General features: G+C 70.0%; 13 protein-coding genes and 1 pseudogene. 9 read left to right on the plus strand and 5 right to left on the minus strand.

The genetic code is table 11. The features are described from left to right. Positions 1-108: pseudogene (locus tag ACWD2L_RS30955) on the plus strand (DNA-binding response regulator); the annotation flags it as partial. Positions 109-291: 183 nt separating this feature from the next. On the opposite strand, the gene ACWD2L_RS30960 reads toward ACWD2L_RS30955, so the two are convergent. Next, positions 292-1,053, minus strand: coding sequence for a DeoR/GlpR family DNA-binding transcription regulator (locus ACWD2L_RS30960; protein WP_351335644.1), 762 nt, complete (start codon positions 1,051-1,053; stop codon positions 292-294). 275 nt (positions 1,054-1,328) lie between these two features. On the opposite strand from ACWD2L_RS30960, the gene ACWD2L_RS30965 reads away from it, so the two are divergent. Genes ACWD2L_RS30965 through ACWD2L_RS30980 form a run of 4 tightly spaced genes read left to right on the plus strand, consistent with a single transcriptional unit; the run spans position 1,329 to position 7,019 of the window. Continuing rightward, positions 1,329-2,867, plus strand: a complete 1,539-nt coding sequence (locus ACWD2L_RS30965) for an APC family permease (RefSeq protein WP_351335647.1) — start codon at positions 1,329-1,331, stop codon at positions 2,865-2,867. Next, a complete protein-coding gene (locus tag ACWD2L_RS30970; RefSeq protein ID WP_351335649.1) occupies positions 2,864-4,297 on the plus strand; it encodes an FGGY family carbohydrate kinase in 1,434 nt (477 codons plus the stop codon). The genes ACWD2L_RS30965 and ACWD2L_RS30970 overlap by 4 nt, the downstream gene beginning before the upstream one ends. After that, positions 4,294-5,754, plus strand: a complete 1,461-nt coding sequence (locus ACWD2L_RS30975; protein ID WP_351335652.1) for an NAD(P)/FAD-dependent oxidoreductase — start codon at positions 4,294-4,296, stop codon at positions 5,752-5,754. Before ACWD2L_RS30970 ends, ACWD2L_RS30975 begins: the two co-directional genes overlap by 4 nt. Beyond that, on the plus strand, positions 5,754-7,019 hold the full coding sequence (locus ACWD2L_RS30980; protein WP_351335654.1) for an NAD(P)/FAD-dependent oxidoreductase: 1,266 nt from the start codon (positions 5,754-5,756) through the stop codon (positions 7,017-7,019). The genes ACWD2L_RS30975 and ACWD2L_RS30980 overlap by 1 nt, the downstream gene beginning before the upstream one ends. Positions 7,020-7,101: 82 nt before the next feature. Here the strand turns inward: ACWD2L_RS30980 and ACWD2L_RS30985 are convergent, their stop codons facing one another. Further along, positions 7,102-9,018: an FAD-dependent monooxygenase gene (locus ACWD2L_RS30985; protein WP_351335657.1), complete on the minus strand. Its 1,917-nt coding sequence runs from the start codon at positions 9,016-9,018 to the stop codon at positions 7,102-7,104. Positions 9,019-9,101: 83 nt separating this feature from the next. Between ACWD2L_RS30985 and ACWD2L_RS30990 the strand changes: the two genes are divergently transcribed. Then, the gene (locus ACWD2L_RS30990) at positions 9,102-9,842 is read left to right on the plus strand and encodes an IclR family transcriptional regulator (protein ID WP_351335660.1); all 741 of its coding nucleotides are present in this window, start codon (positions 9,102-9,104) and stop codon (positions 9,840-9,842) included. Here ACWD2L_RS30990 and ACWD2L_RS30995 read toward each other — a convergent pair. Next, on the minus strand, positions 9,728-10,795 hold the full coding sequence (locus tag ACWD2L_RS30995; protein ID WP_351335663.1) for a LysR family transcriptional regulator: 1,068 nt from the start codon (positions 10,793-10,795) through the stop codon (positions 9,728-9,730). The genes ACWD2L_RS30990 and ACWD2L_RS30995 overlap by 115 nt on opposite strands. 126 nt (positions 10,796-10,921) lie before the next feature. On the opposite strand from ACWD2L_RS30995, the gene ACWD2L_RS31000 reads away from it, so the two are divergent. Continuing rightward, positions 10,922-12,232 (plus strand): FAD-dependent oxidoreductase, encoded by a 1,311-nt coding sequence (locus ACWD2L_RS31000; RefSeq protein ID WP_351335664.1) that lies wholly within the window; start codon positions 10,922-10,924, stop codon positions 12,230-12,232. Positions 12,233-12,383: 151 nt separating this feature from the next. Beyond that, positions 12,384-13,703, plus strand: coding sequence for an MFS transporter (locus ACWD2L_RS31005; RefSeq protein ID WP_351335667.1), 1,320 nt, complete (start codon positions 12,384-12,386; stop codon positions 13,701-13,703). Positions 13,704-13,776: 73 nt separating this feature from the next. Here ACWD2L_RS31005 and ACWD2L_RS31010 read toward each other — a convergent pair whose 3' ends face one another. Next, positions 13,777-14,394 (minus strand): CGNR zinc finger domain-containing protein, encoded by a 618-nt coding sequence (locus tag ACWD2L_RS31010; RefSeq protein WP_351335669.1) that lies wholly within the window; start codon positions 14,392-14,394, stop codon positions 13,777-13,779. A gap of 145 nt (positions 14,395-14,539) precedes the next feature. Between ACWD2L_RS31010 and ACWD2L_RS31015 the strand changes: the two genes are divergently transcribed. Beyond that, the gene (locus ACWD2L_RS31015) at positions 14,540-15,280 is read left to right on the plus strand and encodes a metallophosphoesterase (RefSeq protein WP_351335672.1); all 741 of its coding nucleotides are present in this window, start codon (positions 14,540-14,542) and stop codon (positions 15,278-15,280) included. Positions 15,281-15,348: 68 nt separating this feature from the next. Here ACWD2L_RS31015 and ACWD2L_RS31020 read toward each other — a convergent pair whose 3' ends face one another. Further along, on the minus strand, positions 15,349-15,810 hold the full coding sequence (locus ACWD2L_RS31020; RefSeq protein WP_351335673.1) for an SRPBCC family protein: 462 nt from the start codon (positions 15,808-15,810) through the stop codon (positions 15,349-15,351). Between the last annotated feature and the right edge of the window lie 30 nt (positions 15,811-15,840).

Raw genomic sequence — 15,840 nt, forward strand, 5'->3', positions numbered from 1 at the left:
GCGGCCGTGAACAAGCACATCGGCAACATCTTCAACAAGCTGGACCTCCCGGTGGCAACGGAGGGACACCGACGGGTGCTCGCGGTGCTGGCGTATTTGCGGGCCTGACACCACGGGGTGGGCCGGGACTGCTGCCGCCCGCGAACGTGACGTCTACGAAGGCCGAGCGGGCACCGGACCGCGTCGCACGCAACTTCGCCGCTGACGCCCGCAACCTCTCAGGAACCCAAGGGAGTTCACTCCACAGCGTTCCGGGGCCGGCGGTGCCCCTGCGCCCCAACGCCCCTGCGGCTACGCCTCGACGACCGCGCCTCCCGCGCCTTCGAGGGCAGCCGCCAGTTCGTCCGGGCAGGGGCCGTCGGTGATCAGCGTGTCGAAGCCGTCCAGGGCGCACACCCGGTGAACCGCGGTGCGGCCCAACTTGCTCGAGTCGGCGAGGACATACCGATGCCCGGCACCTGCGAGCATGGCCCGCTTCGTCGCGACCTCGTCCAGATGGAAGTCGGTCAGACCATACGGAGCGACGCCACCGGACCCGACGAACACCATGTCCGCCCGCAGGTCGCCGAAGAACTGCACCGTCTGCGCGTTGGAGCAGGCCAGGTCCCCGGGGCGCAGTCGGCCACCACTCACGAGGACCTCGACGCGCGGCCGCGTACTGACCTCCGCCGCCACGAGCAGCGAGGGGGTGGCGATGACACCGACATGGTCCGCGGGCAGCGCGCGGGCCACTTCGAGCGCCGTGGTGCCGACATCGATGACCACGGTCTGATGGGGCGCGATGAGCCTGGCGGCCGCCCGTCCGATGGCCTCCTTCTGCACCGTGAGTGTCCCGGTGCGCTCGCTGAAGGGCGCCTCTTCCCCGACCGGGGCCTGCGAGCCGGTCGCTCCCCCGTGCACCCGTGAGATCTCACCCCGCCCTTCCAGCAGCGCGAGGTCACGGCGGACCGTCTCCCGGGAGACCCCCAGCAGCTCGGTGAGGTCGTCGGTCGTGACGAACTTCTGCCGCCCGATTTCGGCCACGATCCTGCGATGACGCTCCGCAGCGAGCACTCCCCACCTCCGCCTAACTGTGACCGTTTCTGTGGATCTATGACTGCATCCTACGGGCAGACAGTCACCTCCACACACGCGACACCGCCTCACGCCGCCTTTGATCCTCGGCTGGATCACTGACAGGCGGCAGTTTCGGCACCCCACTGCCCTGCATTGCCCCCTTGACGCCGCTCGGGCATTGACCCACACTTACAGTCATTCGCAGGCAACATTCCACACATTCGGTCAACCTGATGCGGCCCCGGCGGTCCCCTGAAGCAGGGATACGAGTCATGGCAGACGCAGCTCCCACCGGGACGACACCAGCCGGTCAAGGTGACGCCGCCCCGCCCCAGCAGATGGCACGCGAACTGGGCTGGTACGCCTCGTTCTCCGTCGCGTTCGGCTTCGTGTCGATCGCCACTGGCATCTTCACCGCGTACGGCTCGGTGCTCGCGACCTCCGGACCGCGCGGCATCTGGGCGTGGCCGATCACGGTGATCGGCCAGCTCTCCATCGCCCTCGTCTTCGGCGCGCTCGCCGCCCGGATCCCGATCAGCGGCTACTCGTACCAGTGGGTGTCGCGCATCGTCGGCCCCGTCTGGGGATGGATCATGGGGTGGATCTCGTTCGCGTTCCTGGGGGTGGTCCTGGTCGCCGTGGACTACACGATCGCCTCGACGATCCTTCCCGAGCTGTTCCAGTACGTCGGCACGGTGCAGAACGCCTGGGTGATCACCGCCGTCGTCGTCCTGCTCCAGTCCGTACTGGTCGCCTCATCGACGCGCACGACGCATCGGGTCAACAACGTGGCCGTGACGGTGCAGCTCATCGGCATGATCGCGCTGACCGTGCTGCTGTTCGTGGTGGGCACCGTCACCGGCAAGCTCGACTTCGGCCACCTCTTCGACACCGCCACCGTCCCCGCGAGCGGCTACTACGCACTCGGCGGTGCCACTGAGGTCGGACCTTTCGCGCTCGCGTTCCTGCTGGGCGCGTTCACCATCGTCGGCTTCGAGTCCGCGGCGAACCTGGCCGAGGAGACCAAGAACCCGGCCCGTGTCATCCCCAAGGCGATGGTCCAAGCGGTGCTCTCGCTCGGCGTCTTGGGGTTTCTCTTCCTGGTGGCCATCACCGCGGCGGCCGGCCGGATCGACGGCGTCGCGGACTCGGCCACCCCCGTGGCCACCGTGATCACGGCGGTGCTCGGATCGGTCGTCGGCAAGATCCTGCTCGTACTGGTCGTGGTCTCGATCTTCTCCTGCGGCCTGGTCATCACCCTCAGCGGCACGCGTCTCGTCTACGCCATGTCGCGTGACGAACGCTTCCCCGGCTGGCGGCTGTTGCGCCGCGTCGACCGGCGGACCACCACCCCGTTGAACGCCTCCGTGTTCATGATGCTGATCGCTCAGATCATCCTGGCGGTGTTCAGCCGGTCCACGGACGCCCTGTTCCAGCTGTTCTCGGCGGGCACCCTGCTGCCCGCGCTGATCTACGCGGGCACCGTCGCGATGTATGCCCTCAAGCGCCGTTCGCTGCCCCCGTCGCAGGGATTCTCGCTGGGCCGCTGGGAGATCCCGGTGCTCGTCGTCGCCGCCGTCTGGCTGGTGTACGAGCTGCTGATCTTCCGCGACGCCTCGTTCCGCGCCCCATGGACGTACGTCCTGATCCTCTTCGCCATCGGTGCCGTCTACCTTGTCGGCCTCCTCGTCCGGCGCGGCCGTGCCGGACTGACCATGCCCGACATGGCCGATGTCGACCGCGCACTGGACAGCACGGATACAGCCGGGCCCGAGCCCACCGGCGCGACCGCGGAAGGGGCCGCCCGATGACCGCGATCCTCGCCATCGACCAAGGCACCTCCGGCACCAAGGCCGTCGTCGTCGACGAGGTGGACGGCGTCATCGCCATCGCCGAGGAGACCCTGCGTCCCGCCTACCTCAGCGGCGGCGGCGTCGAGCAGAACCCCCAGGAACTGCTCGACTCCGTTCTCAACGCCGGACGCCGGGCCGTCCACGACGCGGGCCACCCCATCGCCGCCGTCGCCCTGGCCAACCAGGGCGAGACGGTGCTGGCCTGGGACCCGGCCACCGGCACGCCACTCACCCCGGCGATCGTGTGGCAGGACCGGCGCTCCGAGGAGCTCGTCACCGAACTCGCGGCACACGCCGACCAGTTGAGGGAGCGCACCGGGCTCGTCCTCGACCCGTACTTCTCCGCCCCCAAGATGGCCTGGCTACGCCGCCACCTGACGCGGGACGGCGTGGTGACGACCACCGATACGTGGCTCATCCACCACCTGACCGGGCAGTTCGTCACCGACGCGGCCACTGCCAGCCGTTCCCTCCTCCTCGACCTTGACACGGTCACCTGGGACGAAGAACTCGTCGGCCTGTTCGGCCTGGAGGGCGAACAGCTGCCGCGGATCGCGGCCTGCGACGAGATCGTCGGCACCACCCGCGCCTTCGGTCCCGAAGTACCGGTCGCGGGCATCATCGTCGACCAGCAGGCCGCTCTCGTGGCCGAGGGCTGTCTGGAGCAGGGGATGGCGAAGTGCACGTACGGCACCGGGGCCTTCCTGCTGGCCAACACCGGTACAGAGGCGGTGCGTTCCAGCGCCGGTCTGACGACGTCGGTGGGGTGGCGGGCCCGCGGTGAGACCCCGTACTGCATAGACGGTCAGGTCTACACGGTCGCGTCCGCGGTGCGATGGCTCAGGGACCTCGGCCTCCTCCAGTCGGTGAACGACCTGGACTCCGTGGTCGCGACGGACGCCGAGGGAGTGCTGTGCGTGCCCGCGTTCGCCGGTCTGGCCGCCCCCTGGTGGGCTCCTGAAGCGACGGCCGCGCTGACCGGCATGACGCTGTCCACGCGCCGCGAACACCTCGTACTCGCCGTACTCCAGGGCATCGCCGCGCAGGTCGCGGAGTTGGGCACCCGGGTCGGCGCCGACGTGGGCCGTCCCCTGACGCGGCTGCGCGCCGACGGTGGACTCACCCATTCCGCGGCTCTGATGCAGGCGCAGGCGGACATCGCTCAACTCCCCGTCGACATCTATCCGCACGCCCACGCCACCCCGCTGGGCGCGGCCGCCCTGGCCCGCTGCGCCCTCGATTCCTCGCTCAGCCTCAAGGAGGCCGTCGGCGACTGGCAGCCGACCACCGTTTACGAACCGAGGTGGTCCGCCGATCGGGCCGCAGAGTTCCGCACCACATGGGCGCAGGCCGCAACTGCCTGCGCCGCCAAGGGAGAACACGCATGACCCGCACACCCCACCGCCCCCAGGACGGCGTCCATGACATCGCCGTGATCGGCGGCGGAATCGTCGGCGCCGCCATCGCCCGAGACCTGTCCGGCCACGACGTCTCGGTCGTCCTGATCGAGGCACGTGACGATGTGGGGGACGGCACCAGCAAGGCCAACACCGCGATCCTGCACACCGGTTTCGACGCCAAGCCGGGCACCCTCGAATCACGTCTGGTCTCCCGCGGCTACCACCTGCTCAGCGAGTACGCGAAGGCCACCGGCATCCCCGTCGAGCACACCGGCGCCATTCTCGTGGCCTGGAACGACGAGGAACTGGCAGCCCTGCCCGGCCTGAAGAAGAAAGCCGAGGACAACGGCTACGAGCACTGCGGCATCGTCGACGCCGACGAGGTCCACCGCCTCCTGCCCGACCTCGGCGAGGGCGCGCTCGGCGGCCTGACCGTCCCGGACGAGTCCATCATCTGCACCTGGACGACGAACCTCGCCCTGGCCACCGATGCCAAGCGGCGCGGCACCACCATCCTGCTGGAACACCGGGTGACCGGCATCGACCAGGACACGGAGACGACCACACTGCACACCTCGGCCGGTGATGTGCGCGCCCGCTGGGTCGTCAACGCGGCAGGCCTGGGCGCCGACCACATCGACCGCCTCTTCGGTCACGACCGCTTCACTGTCACCCCGCGCCGCGGCGAGCTGTTCGTCTTCGACAAGCTCGCCCGCCCCATGGTCAACAAGATCGTGCTGCCGGTGCCCAGCTCCCGCGGCAAGGGCGTGCTCATCTCGCCCACCATCTACGGCAACGTCATGCTCGGCCCGACCGCCGAGGACCTGGAGGACCGGACGGACACCGCCACCTCCGAAAACGGTTACGACTTCCTCCTCACCAAGGGCGAACGCCTGATGCCGCGCCTGCTGTCGGAGGAGGTCACCGCCAGTTACGCGGGTCTGCGCGCGGCCATCGACCACCCCGACTACCTGATCGAGGCCACGCCCGAGCAGCGGTACCTCCTGGTCGGCGGCATCCGCTCCACCGGACTGACCGCGGGCATCGCCATCGCCGAACACTGCCTCACCGTCCTCAAGGACGCGGGTCTCGCACTGGCCCCGCGCGGCGACCTCCCGGCCCCGCCGCAGATGCCGAACATCGGCGAGGCCGCACAACGCCCTTACCAGGACGCGGAGTTGATCGCCCGTGATCCCGCATACGGCAGCATCGTCTGCTTCTGCGAGCGCGTCACCGAGGGCGAGATCCGGGACGCCTGCCACGCCACCGTGCCCGCCCGCGACCTGGAGGGGCTGCGCCGCCGCACGCGCGCCATGAACGGTCGTTGCCAGGGCTTCTTCTGCGGCGCCGCCGTGGCCGCCCTGCAAGACAAGCACCGCTCCAGCGACGACACGAACAAGACCGACAGCTGCACCGGTTGCGCCGGCCGGCACAAGGACGCCTGATGAACACCCAGCCCCCCACCCTCACCCCCGACGTCCTCATCATCGGCGCCGGACCGGCAGGTCTGACCGCCGCCGCGGGACTCAAGCGCCAGGGCACCAAAGACGTCATGGTCGTCGACCGCGAGGAGAGCGCCGGCGGCATCCCCCGCCACAGCGACCACACCGGTTACGGTCTGCGCGACCTGCGCCGCGTGCTGACCGGCCCCGCCTACGCGCGTCTTCTCGTGCGCCGGGCCACCGAGGCCGGCGCCGACATCCGTACGCGCACCATGGTCACCGGCTGGGCCGATGACACCACCGACCACCTCACGGTGGATGTCACGAGCCCCGAGGGTCGCTACCAGATCCGGCCCCGCGCCATGGTGCTGGCCACCGGGGCCCGCGAACGCCCCCGCACCGCCCGCCGTGTCCCCGGCGACCGGCCGCATGGTGTCTACACCACCGGGCAGCTCCAGAACCTCGTCCACCTCCACCACCAAGAGGTGGGCAGGCGCGCGGTGATCGTCGGCGGTGAACTCGTCAGCTGGTCCGCCGCGTTGACCCTGCGCGAGGCGGGCTGCACCCCCGCTCTCATGGTCAGCCAGTACCAAAAGGCGGAATCCTACGGCGCCTTCAACGCGGCGGGGCGCACCGTCCTGCGCGTTCCGGTCGCAACCCGCAGCCGCGTCACCCGCATCATCGGCAAGGGCCGCTTGCAGGCCGTCGAGATCGAACACCTCGACACCGGCAAGCGCCGGACCGTCGACTGCGACACCGTCGTGTTCACCGGCGACTGGATCCCCGACCACGAACTCGCCCGCACCGGTGGCATCGCGCTCGACGAAGGAACTCTCGGCCCGCTGACCGACACCGCGCTGCGCACCAGCCGCCCGGGCGTCTTCGCGGCCGGAAATCTCCTGCACCCGGTCGACACCGCGGACATCGCGGCCCTGGACGGCAAGCACGTCGCCGAGCAGGTTCTCCACCACCTGCACAGCAGCCGGCCGCTCGACGACGGTGTCCGCCTGATCGCCGACGCCCCCTTCCGCTGGGTCGCGCCGCAGATCCTGCGCCAGGGCGACCCGGCCCCGGCGCGCGATCGCCTCCTGCTGTGGACGGACACCTTCGTGCGCTTCCCGAAGGTGACCGTCCGCCAGGACGGCCGGACCGTCGCGCAGAAGAAGCTGGCCTGGCCGGCGGCCCCCGGACGCGTCTTCCGCATCCCCTCCAGCGTGCTCGCCGAGGTGTCCCCCACCGGTGGCCCGGTACACATCGGCCTCAGCTGATCACACCGAACGACCAAGGTCTCCCCAGGCACCAACCACCCGGGGAGACCACCGCTTTCCCCGAGCGGTCGACCTGTCGACCTCAGTCGGCTTCGTGCAGGATCCCGTCAAGGAAGCCGGACAGCTGCTCAGTGGCGTCCAACGGCAGGATGTGGGCGACGTACTGGTCGGGGCGGACCAGCACCATGCAACCCTGGTCCCGGTCGATTCCACGCAGGTCGAAGACGTCACCCTGCTGCGGGTCGGGACAGAAGGCCTTCTCGTGGTCCGTCAGGGCCAAGCGGCCCTTGCGGGGGCGCAGCACCGCAGGCAGCGCGGTCGGCTCGAGGGTGCGGTGCGGCTGCTGCAGGATCGCGCGGACGTCGAGGACCGCATCCGGTTCGGCGCCCGCGGGGGTGAAGCGGGCCAGCGGGGAGGCAGCGGAGGCGAGATGGTCGCAGAGCCGGCGGAACGGCCCGTCGGCGGCCTGCGGTCCCACCCGGTCGGCGAAGAGGTACAGCCGCCAGGCGCCGTCGGCCCGGGCAGCGTGCCCCAGCTGTACGGGCCGGGCATCGGCGAGCCGCACCACCGGCGCGGAGTGGAAACGCATCCCGATCGGGAAGCCCTTCGCGAGGTGCTGGTGCTCGCCGGTTCCCGTGATCATCGAGGGCTCGTAGCGGACGGAAAGGCCTGCGGTGTAGCGGCCCTGGGCCAGGAAGTAGTCGGCGAACTGCTCCTCGTCGGCCTTCGATGTGACTCCGGGGGTGCCCGCGCCCGCGGCCATTTTGGAGGCGAAGTCGCGGTCGAAGTCGATGAGGTCCTGGGCGACCTGCTGCCGCTCGCCGGAGTAGGTGTGCAGCAGCTCGGGAGCGGCCGTGCCGGTCAGCACAGCGGCGAGCTTCCAGCCGAGGTTGAAGGCGTCGGCCATCGACACGTTCATGCCCTGCCCCGCCTTGGCGCTGTGGGTGTGGCAGGCATCGCCCGCGATGAAGACGCGGGGCAGCCGGTCGGCCGTCTCGGCTTCCGGCACGTCGTCGAACTTCGCGCACAGCCGCTGGCCGACCTCGTACACCGCCCACCAGCCGACGTCCTTCACGTCGACCCTGTAGGGCCGCAGGATCCGGTTCGCGGCCGCTGCCAGGACCTCGGGGGTGACGGCACGCTCCCGCAACAGATCCCCGTACCGCTCCGCGTCCAGCTCGATGTAGAGCCGCACCAGATAGCCGCCCTCGCGCGGAATGATCAGTAGCGCCCCCGCCTCGGACTGGACCACGGACTTCAGCCGGATGTCGGGGAAGTCGGTGTCCACCAGGACGTCCAGGACGCCCCAGGTCTGGTTCAGCGCGTCGCCCTCGAGCCGGCGGCCGATCGCGGTGCGCACCGCGCTGCGCGCACCGTCGCAGCCCACCACGTACTTGGCGCGCACCGTGGACGTGCCGCCGGAGTGCTCCAGGGTCACGGCGACCGGATACTCCCCCGGGTCCTGCCCTGCGTCCGCGCCATCGGTGATTTCCACCGCGCTCACCTGCAGCCCGTAGTGCGGGGCGAGGCGGGCGGCCGAACTTGCCATCTGCTCGCGCAGGAAGTCCAGCAGGCGGGCCTGGTTGACGATCAGATGCGGCATCTCGGAGATGCCGTCCTCGACGTCCTGGATTCGTCCGGTGCGGACGATCGCGGAGCGGTCGGTGGGGTCGGGCTTCCAGAAGGTCACCTCGTTGACCTGGTAGGCCTCCTTCTTCAGCCGCTCGGCCAGGCCGAAGGCCTCGAACATCTCCACGGTGCGGCAGGCGACCCCGTCGGCCTGTCCCACCTGCAGCGGCCCGTCCTTGCGGTCCACCACCACGGTCCGGATCCCGGGGAAGGCGGCCAGTTGCGCCGCCAGGACCAGGCCGGCCGGACCGCAGCCGACGATCAGTACGTCGGCGGTCTCGGGCAGGCCGGCCTCCGGGTCCTGGGCAGCGGGATGCGCCTCCTTCACCGAGGGGTCGCCGGGACGGTATCCGTCGAGATGGAACTGCACGATGTGAACTCCTGGACAGACGGGGCGGGCGGGATGACCACGATTCTCCGCACGTCCCACAATGAGGGATAGACTTTTCTGGTATGCAGAACAAACCCGCCTACGCCGTCGGCTCCGTCGACTCCGCCCTGCTGCTGGCGATCGTGCTGCGCCAGGAAGGCCCGATGCGGGTCACCGACGCCGCGCAGCGGGTCGGGGTGTCCGTCTCGACCGCGCACCGGCTGCTCTCCACGCTCGTGCACCGCGACTTCGCCGTGCAGCTGCCCGACCGCCGCTATGACGCAGGACCGCAACTGGGCCAGGCCCGCTCCCGGGCGCCCGTGGCCCGGCTGCGCGAGGCCGCCCTCCCGCAGCTGCGCGCGCTGCGGGACCACTGGCACGAGACCGCCAACCTTCTGCTGCTGGACGAAGAGGGCACCGGGGTCCGCTTCCTTGCCACCGAGGAGGCCGACCAGGTGCTCCGCGTCGGCGACCGCACCGGGCGCATCCTGCCCGCCTACGCCGCCTCCGGCGGCCGTGCCCTGCTCGCCCGGTACGACGACGCCGCCGTGGAAGCGGTCCTGGAGCGCTGCGGCCTCGACCCGGACCAGCGCGTCGTCCACCGGCGTGCCATCCAACGCGCTCGGCGCGAGGGCCACGCCCTCAACCAGGAGGCCACCGAGACCGGCCTCACGGCGCTGGGCGTCGCCCTGCCCACCGGCACGGCCGGCTACCCACCCGCCGCGATCTCGCTGTCCATCCCGTCGGCCCGCTGGTCCCGAACGCTCCTGCCCTCCTTGTCGACCGCACTCAAGTCCGCCGCAGCCCGCATCGCCGCCGGCTGAACCGGCTGCTGGACCAGCTGCTGAACCGGCTGCTGAACCGGCCCGGATGAGTTGTCGGAACCCGGATCGTCATGCTGGAAAGGTATGGCGGCGAAGGCCGCGGCGACGCGAGCGATGATGGCGCGGGTCTGTGGCTGGTGGGCAATCCAGGTGGGGAGGCGGAACTCCGGCTCGGCCAGGGGATGCCAGGTCCAGCCCGGCAGAAGGCGGTGGGCGCTGGGGCGGGTCAGCAGGGCTGCCGCCGCCTCGCCGGCGGTCGCGCAGGCCAGGGCGTTCTCGGTGAACCATGCAAAGATCCATTGGGGTTGGACTCCGCAGGCCGCCGCCGCGCCGAGTATCTGGTCGTGCTCCTCGGTGACCTGCTCGCGACTGTGGACAAGGACACGTACATCGTCCAGATCCTCAAGCCGGCATACGGTACGTGCCGCGAGGGGATGTCCGGGGTGGACGGCAAGGCCGATCCGCTGCTCGTACAGAAGCCGGGCGGTGAGCTGGGCGGGCGGACGCTGGTGGACCAGGGCGAGGTCGAGGTGGCCCTCGCGCAGCATGCGCAGCTGGCCGGTGCTGTTGGCGTCGGTGAGGACGAGTTCGGCCTCGGGGACCGTCTCGCGGAGCGAGGCCAGGACCCGGGTGAGCCATGGCGTCGGTGTGCCGGGCGGCAGTCCCGTACGGACGGATTCGCGGACCGGCCCGGCGGAGTGGACGACCTCGCGGGTGGTGTCGGCCAGACGCAACAGGAGCCGGGCGTGTCCGTAGAGAGCCTGGCCGGCAGCGGTCGGACTGACGCCCTGGGGCAGGCGCTCGAACAGCGCGGCGTCCAGGGAGCGTTCGAGCTGGCGCAGCTGACGGGTGAGCGCAGGCTGCGAGATGCACAGGTGCTCGGCTGCCCGTGAAACGGAGCGCTGCTCGAAGATCACAGTGAAGTAGTGCAGCTGCCGCAGATCCATCGCCATACCTTCAAGGTATATCCCCTCTGTCCAGTTGATATTGGCGCTCCCGCCCGGCCGCGGTGCCTACTGGTCGCGGTGCCTCCTGTTGCGGACGGCGCCCATACTGAGTGGAGAAGGTGGACGAGGACGATGAGTTCGACGGACATGGGCCGACCGGTGGCGCCGAGCGTCGGCCGTTCCCAACAGGACGCGGACGGCCGCGGCGACTACGACGTGGTCGTTGTCGGTGGTGGCGCGGGCGGCGTCGGGGCGGCGGTCGGCGCGGCGCAGAGCGGGGCGAAGGTGCTGTTGGTCGAGAAGTACCCGTTCCTGGGCGGGGCAGCCACGATCAGTTCCGTGCTGTCTCTGTGCGGCATCTTCGACCAGCGCGGCGAGAAGGTCGTGGCCGGTGTGACCGATCAACTCCTGGACCGGCTGCGTGAACACGGCGCCTACCGCGAGAAGACCATGGGCTGGACCGGCAACCGCATCGTCCTGCTGGACGCCGAGACGACCAAGCTCGCCTACGACGAGGTCACGGCGGCCGCCGGGGTGGACGTCCGCCTGCACTCCACGCTGATCGGCGCGGAGCGGCTCGGGGACCGCGTCACCGCCCTCGAACTTCACCACCGCGGCGGGCGCGAGACGGTTCGCGCCGCGGCGTTCGTCGACGGCAGCGGGGACGGCGCGCTGCTCGCCGAGGCGGGTGCCGAGTTCAGGGTGGAGCCCGTCGAACGGCGTCAGACCAGCTCGCTGGTGTGCCGGTTCGGCGGCGTCGCCGAGGACGCGGACCTGTCCCGCGAAGGCACCCGGACCGCGGTAGCCGAGTACGCCACATCCGGCGGCGTCCAACTCCCGCGCGATTACGGGATCATGGTGCGACTGCCGATCACCGGCGAGATCATGGCGATCCTGGTGGACGAGCAGGTCGACGCACTGGACGCGGCGGCCCTGAGCCGCGACGAGGCCGGCGGACGCCGCCAGTCACGGCAGTATCTGGAGGCGCTGCGCAAGCATCTTCCGGGCTGGTCAGGCGCCCATCTGATCGAGACCGGGCCCCAGATGGGCATCCGCGAGACCCGCCACTTGGTGGGCCGCGCGAGCCTGACCGCCGAAGACGTTCTCACCTCGCGCAAGCAGCCGGACGAGTCGATCGCCCGCTGCGGCTGGCCCGTCGAGGACCACGCCGGCCGCGGCGTCACCCGCTACGCGCCGCTCGCCGAACAGAGCTGGTACGACGTGCCGTACGGCGCGATCTGCTCGTCCGATACGGACAACCTCTGGGCGGTGGGTCGCCTGACCAGTGCCCAGGCCGACGCATACGCGTCGGTGCGGGTCATGGGAACCGCCCTGGCCACCGGGCACGCGGCGGGCGTCGCCGCGGCCCAGTACGCCTCCGGCCGCCCGCACGACCTGCCCGCGATCCGAGCCGAACTGCGCGGCCAGGGCGCGATCGTCTGAACCGGCCCACCTCATGCCACCGGCGGCCCGCCCGCCACGCCTCGCCTCTCGCCTCGCCAGGACCGGGCCCACTTGTCTGTGCCGGGTCCTCCGTAACCTCTCCTGGCCTGCTCCTTCCGTAGTCCCTCTTGCCGATATCGGAGTCTCGACGATGAGTTCCGCTTCTTCTGCCCCGCCTCGCCCTGGCACGGCCGCGCCCTCCCGCTACCGCTGGGTCGTGCTCCTGCTGTGCTGGGCCGGGTTCACCATGACGTCCGTCGACCGCTCGACCTGGGGGCCCGCCTCAGCAGCCGTCAGCGAGTCCTGGGGAGTTCCACTTTCCGCCCTCGGGATCTTCGCCACCTGCTACTTCATCGGCTACGCGGTCTCCAACGCCATTGGTGGATTCCTGACCGACTGGGTCGGCAGCCGCCTTGTGCTCGGCGTCAGCCTGCTGGCCTCCGGCTCGCTCATGGTGGCGTTCGGCTCCACCTCTTCCGTCCCGGTCGGGTTGGCGGTGCAGGCGGCGATCGGGCTGTTCGCCGGGGTGGAATTCTCCGCCGGCATGAAGCTGATCACGACCTGGATGCCCGCCCAGGAGATCGGCCGCGCCAGCGGCATCTTCATGACTGCGACGTCGCTGGGCACCGTCGTCGCCAACGCGGTGGTGCCCACCCTGTCCAGCAGCGCCGGCTGGGGCGCCTCGTACCACTTCTTCGGCTCCGTGACCGTGGTGCTGGCCGTGCTGTGCGCGGTGTTCCTGCGCAACGGCCCCGTCACGGCCGAGCCGGACATGCCGACCGAACAGAGCGTCCGCAGACGGGTGTTGCCCGACATCAGGCCGCTGGCCCGCAATCGGGACCTGCTCCTGCTCGGTGCCGCCGGATTCGGCGGCCTGTGGGGTACGTACGGCTTCGTCACCTGGTCAAACACGCTGATGATCAAGGGAAGCGGAATCGGTCCCGTGGACGCGGGGATCGTCGTCGTGATCTTCTCGTCGATCGCGGTCGTCGTGAAGCCGCTCATGGGATGGGCCACCGACCGACTCGGCTATGGAATGCGCCTGCCGACCATGGCGATCCTGCTGCTCTTCAGCGCCACCCTGCTGGTCTTCGGCTCGCTGCACAGCTACGCGTTGTTCCTCCTCGTCGCACCCCTCCTGGGTATCGGCGCCTATGCCTACTCCGCACTCACCGCCGCGATGATCCCCGCCCTGTCCGGCAAAAGGCTGGCGGGTTCGGCAGCGGGAGCCTGCAACGCCGTCTGGCAGCTCGGCAGTGTCACCGTCCCGGCGGTCATCGGCCCGGTGTTCAGCGCGACGGGCTCGTTCGGTGCGGCCTTCGCCGTCCTCGCCGTCGGCCCGTTCCTCGGGGCGGTGGTGCTGCTGGGCGTTCGCGACGACCGACCTGGTCACACGGCACGGACGAGCGAGTTCTCGGCCAACAAGGACGCTCACGCTTCAGGACCATCTGGCCACTTTTCGCGACGTTGATCAGTCCGGACTCGGCCGCCCGCCCAGCCAGAGGGAGCACACCACCCTTGCGCAGCACTGCTCCCCTGAGCGATCAGGACGGGGCAGAACCGCCATCAACTGCCGTGCGCTGACGCCTGTAGTGGCGAGCCGCCCGGGCGCGGTTTCCGCATGACGGCTTGCACCACTCCTGCCGACCGTGGCTCTTGACGAAGTAGCGGACGCAGCGGGGCGCGGTGCAGGACCGCAACTGTGTGCGCTGCGGGCCACTGAGAAAGTCGATGGAGGCCCGGGCCAGGGCCGCGACAAGCCGAACGTGCGGATCATTCTCCGCCGACAGCAGTCGGGCGGTCGGGATTCCTTCGACGGGCCAGTCGATCTGCGGGGCGACCGGTTCCCGCGCGGCAGCCGCATTGATGTGGGCTGTCGCCTGGTCGGCGGCCATCAGGCGATGGGCGTCCGCCGGGCTGGGGGGAGCGGGACTGACCACTCGGGCGAACAGGGCCCGGACTGCCTGGCGAAGCTCGACGATCCCGAGCCTGAGGTCTTCATCCGCCGCGAGCTTCCCAGCCGGAATGTGACCGGCCAGCAGATCCCCCTGCTCTTGGATCCAGAGCGTTGTTCCCTCGACCGTGGCGAGGTCGTCGGCGACGCCGCCATCTCCGTCGTGGCGAATCGTGCTCGCCAGTTCCAAGGCCAGCCAGCGCTCCACAACGCATCCCCTTCCCTCTCGGTGCCCGGTCGTCAACCACTTGAACACATCCCTGCACACACCCTAAGGTTCCTAACGGAAAATTGAAAACTTCCGTTAGGTGGCTGGGTGCGACACCCGCCCCGACACACGAGGAGACTGCGAAATGACGCTGCTCGCGCACATCAGCGACCTGCACCTGGACGGCAGCCAGAGGGCGACCCGCCGCGCCACCCGCGTCATGGACTACTTGCGAGCCCTGCCCCACCCGGTCGACGCACTCCTGGTCACCGGGGACATTGCCGACCACGGAGAGGAGGCCGAGTACGAGGAGGCAGCCCAGCTCCTGACCGCCCCCTTCCCCGTGCTCACCTGCCCCGGGAACCATGACGCGCGACCGGCCTACCGCAAGGTCCTGCTCGGAGAGGCACCGGAACACGGCCCCGTCAATCAGGCCCACCACATCGCCGGCACCACCATCCTGATGTGCGACTCCACCATCCCCGGCCGCGACGAGGGACGCCTCGACGCCCAAACACTCGCCTGGATCGACACCACCCTCACTGCCCGGACGCAGGACACCCCGGCCCTGATCGCCTTCCACCAGCCGCCGGTCGAGCTCCATCACCCCCTGCCCGACTCCGGCATGCTCGAAGAGCCCGGACAACTGGCCGACTTGCTCGACGCGCACCCGCAGGTCGCCGCCGTCCTCACGGGCCACGCCCACACCGCGGCCGCCTCGACCTTCGCCGCGCGTCCGCTGATCGTCGGACCGGCCATCACCTGGACCCTGCGCATGCCCTGGGAGAGCGATCAGGCCGCAGACCGCGACCAGCCGCCCGGCCTTGCGTTCCACATCCTGTCCGACGACCGGCGCCTGACCACCCACTACCGCGTCGTGCTCTGATCCCCTCGCACGATCGGGAGGCAGTGGTCCATCCCTACGCCGTCGTGCGCCCCCGCAATCGCGAGGGACTATTCGACGGTGCGTGAAAGGATGCCGAGCGTCGCTCGCAGACCGGCCTCCGGGATCACCGGGAAGACCCCCGCCTCGCGGTACTTGTCGTCGATCTGGCTCCAGTCGTAGTACGACGTGACGGCCGTGCCTGAACCATGGGGTTCGAGACGGTATCCGTAGAGGTGACGGATGGGCGGCTGGATGGTGCCCGAGATCGTCCATTCCAGGAGGGCATCGCGTTCGTAGCGTGTGATGATCACGGTCACGTCATAGCGGCCCATGGGCAGGTCCCCCAACGCCTCCCGGTCCATGTGGACAACGAACTCGTCCCCGACCGCCCCCACGGGACCGCCCTCCGCGGACTGCAGCATCCCGGAGCTGTCGATGCTCACATGCCCCTGCGGCGACCGCAGCACATCAAAGATCGCAGAGGGGGACGCGGTGATCTGACGCGTGACTTCAAACCGTTCTGTCGTCATACCACCACCCTTGCACGCCTGCCTCACACG

Source organism: Streptomyces sp. NPDC002754 (genome assembly GCF_053592315.1).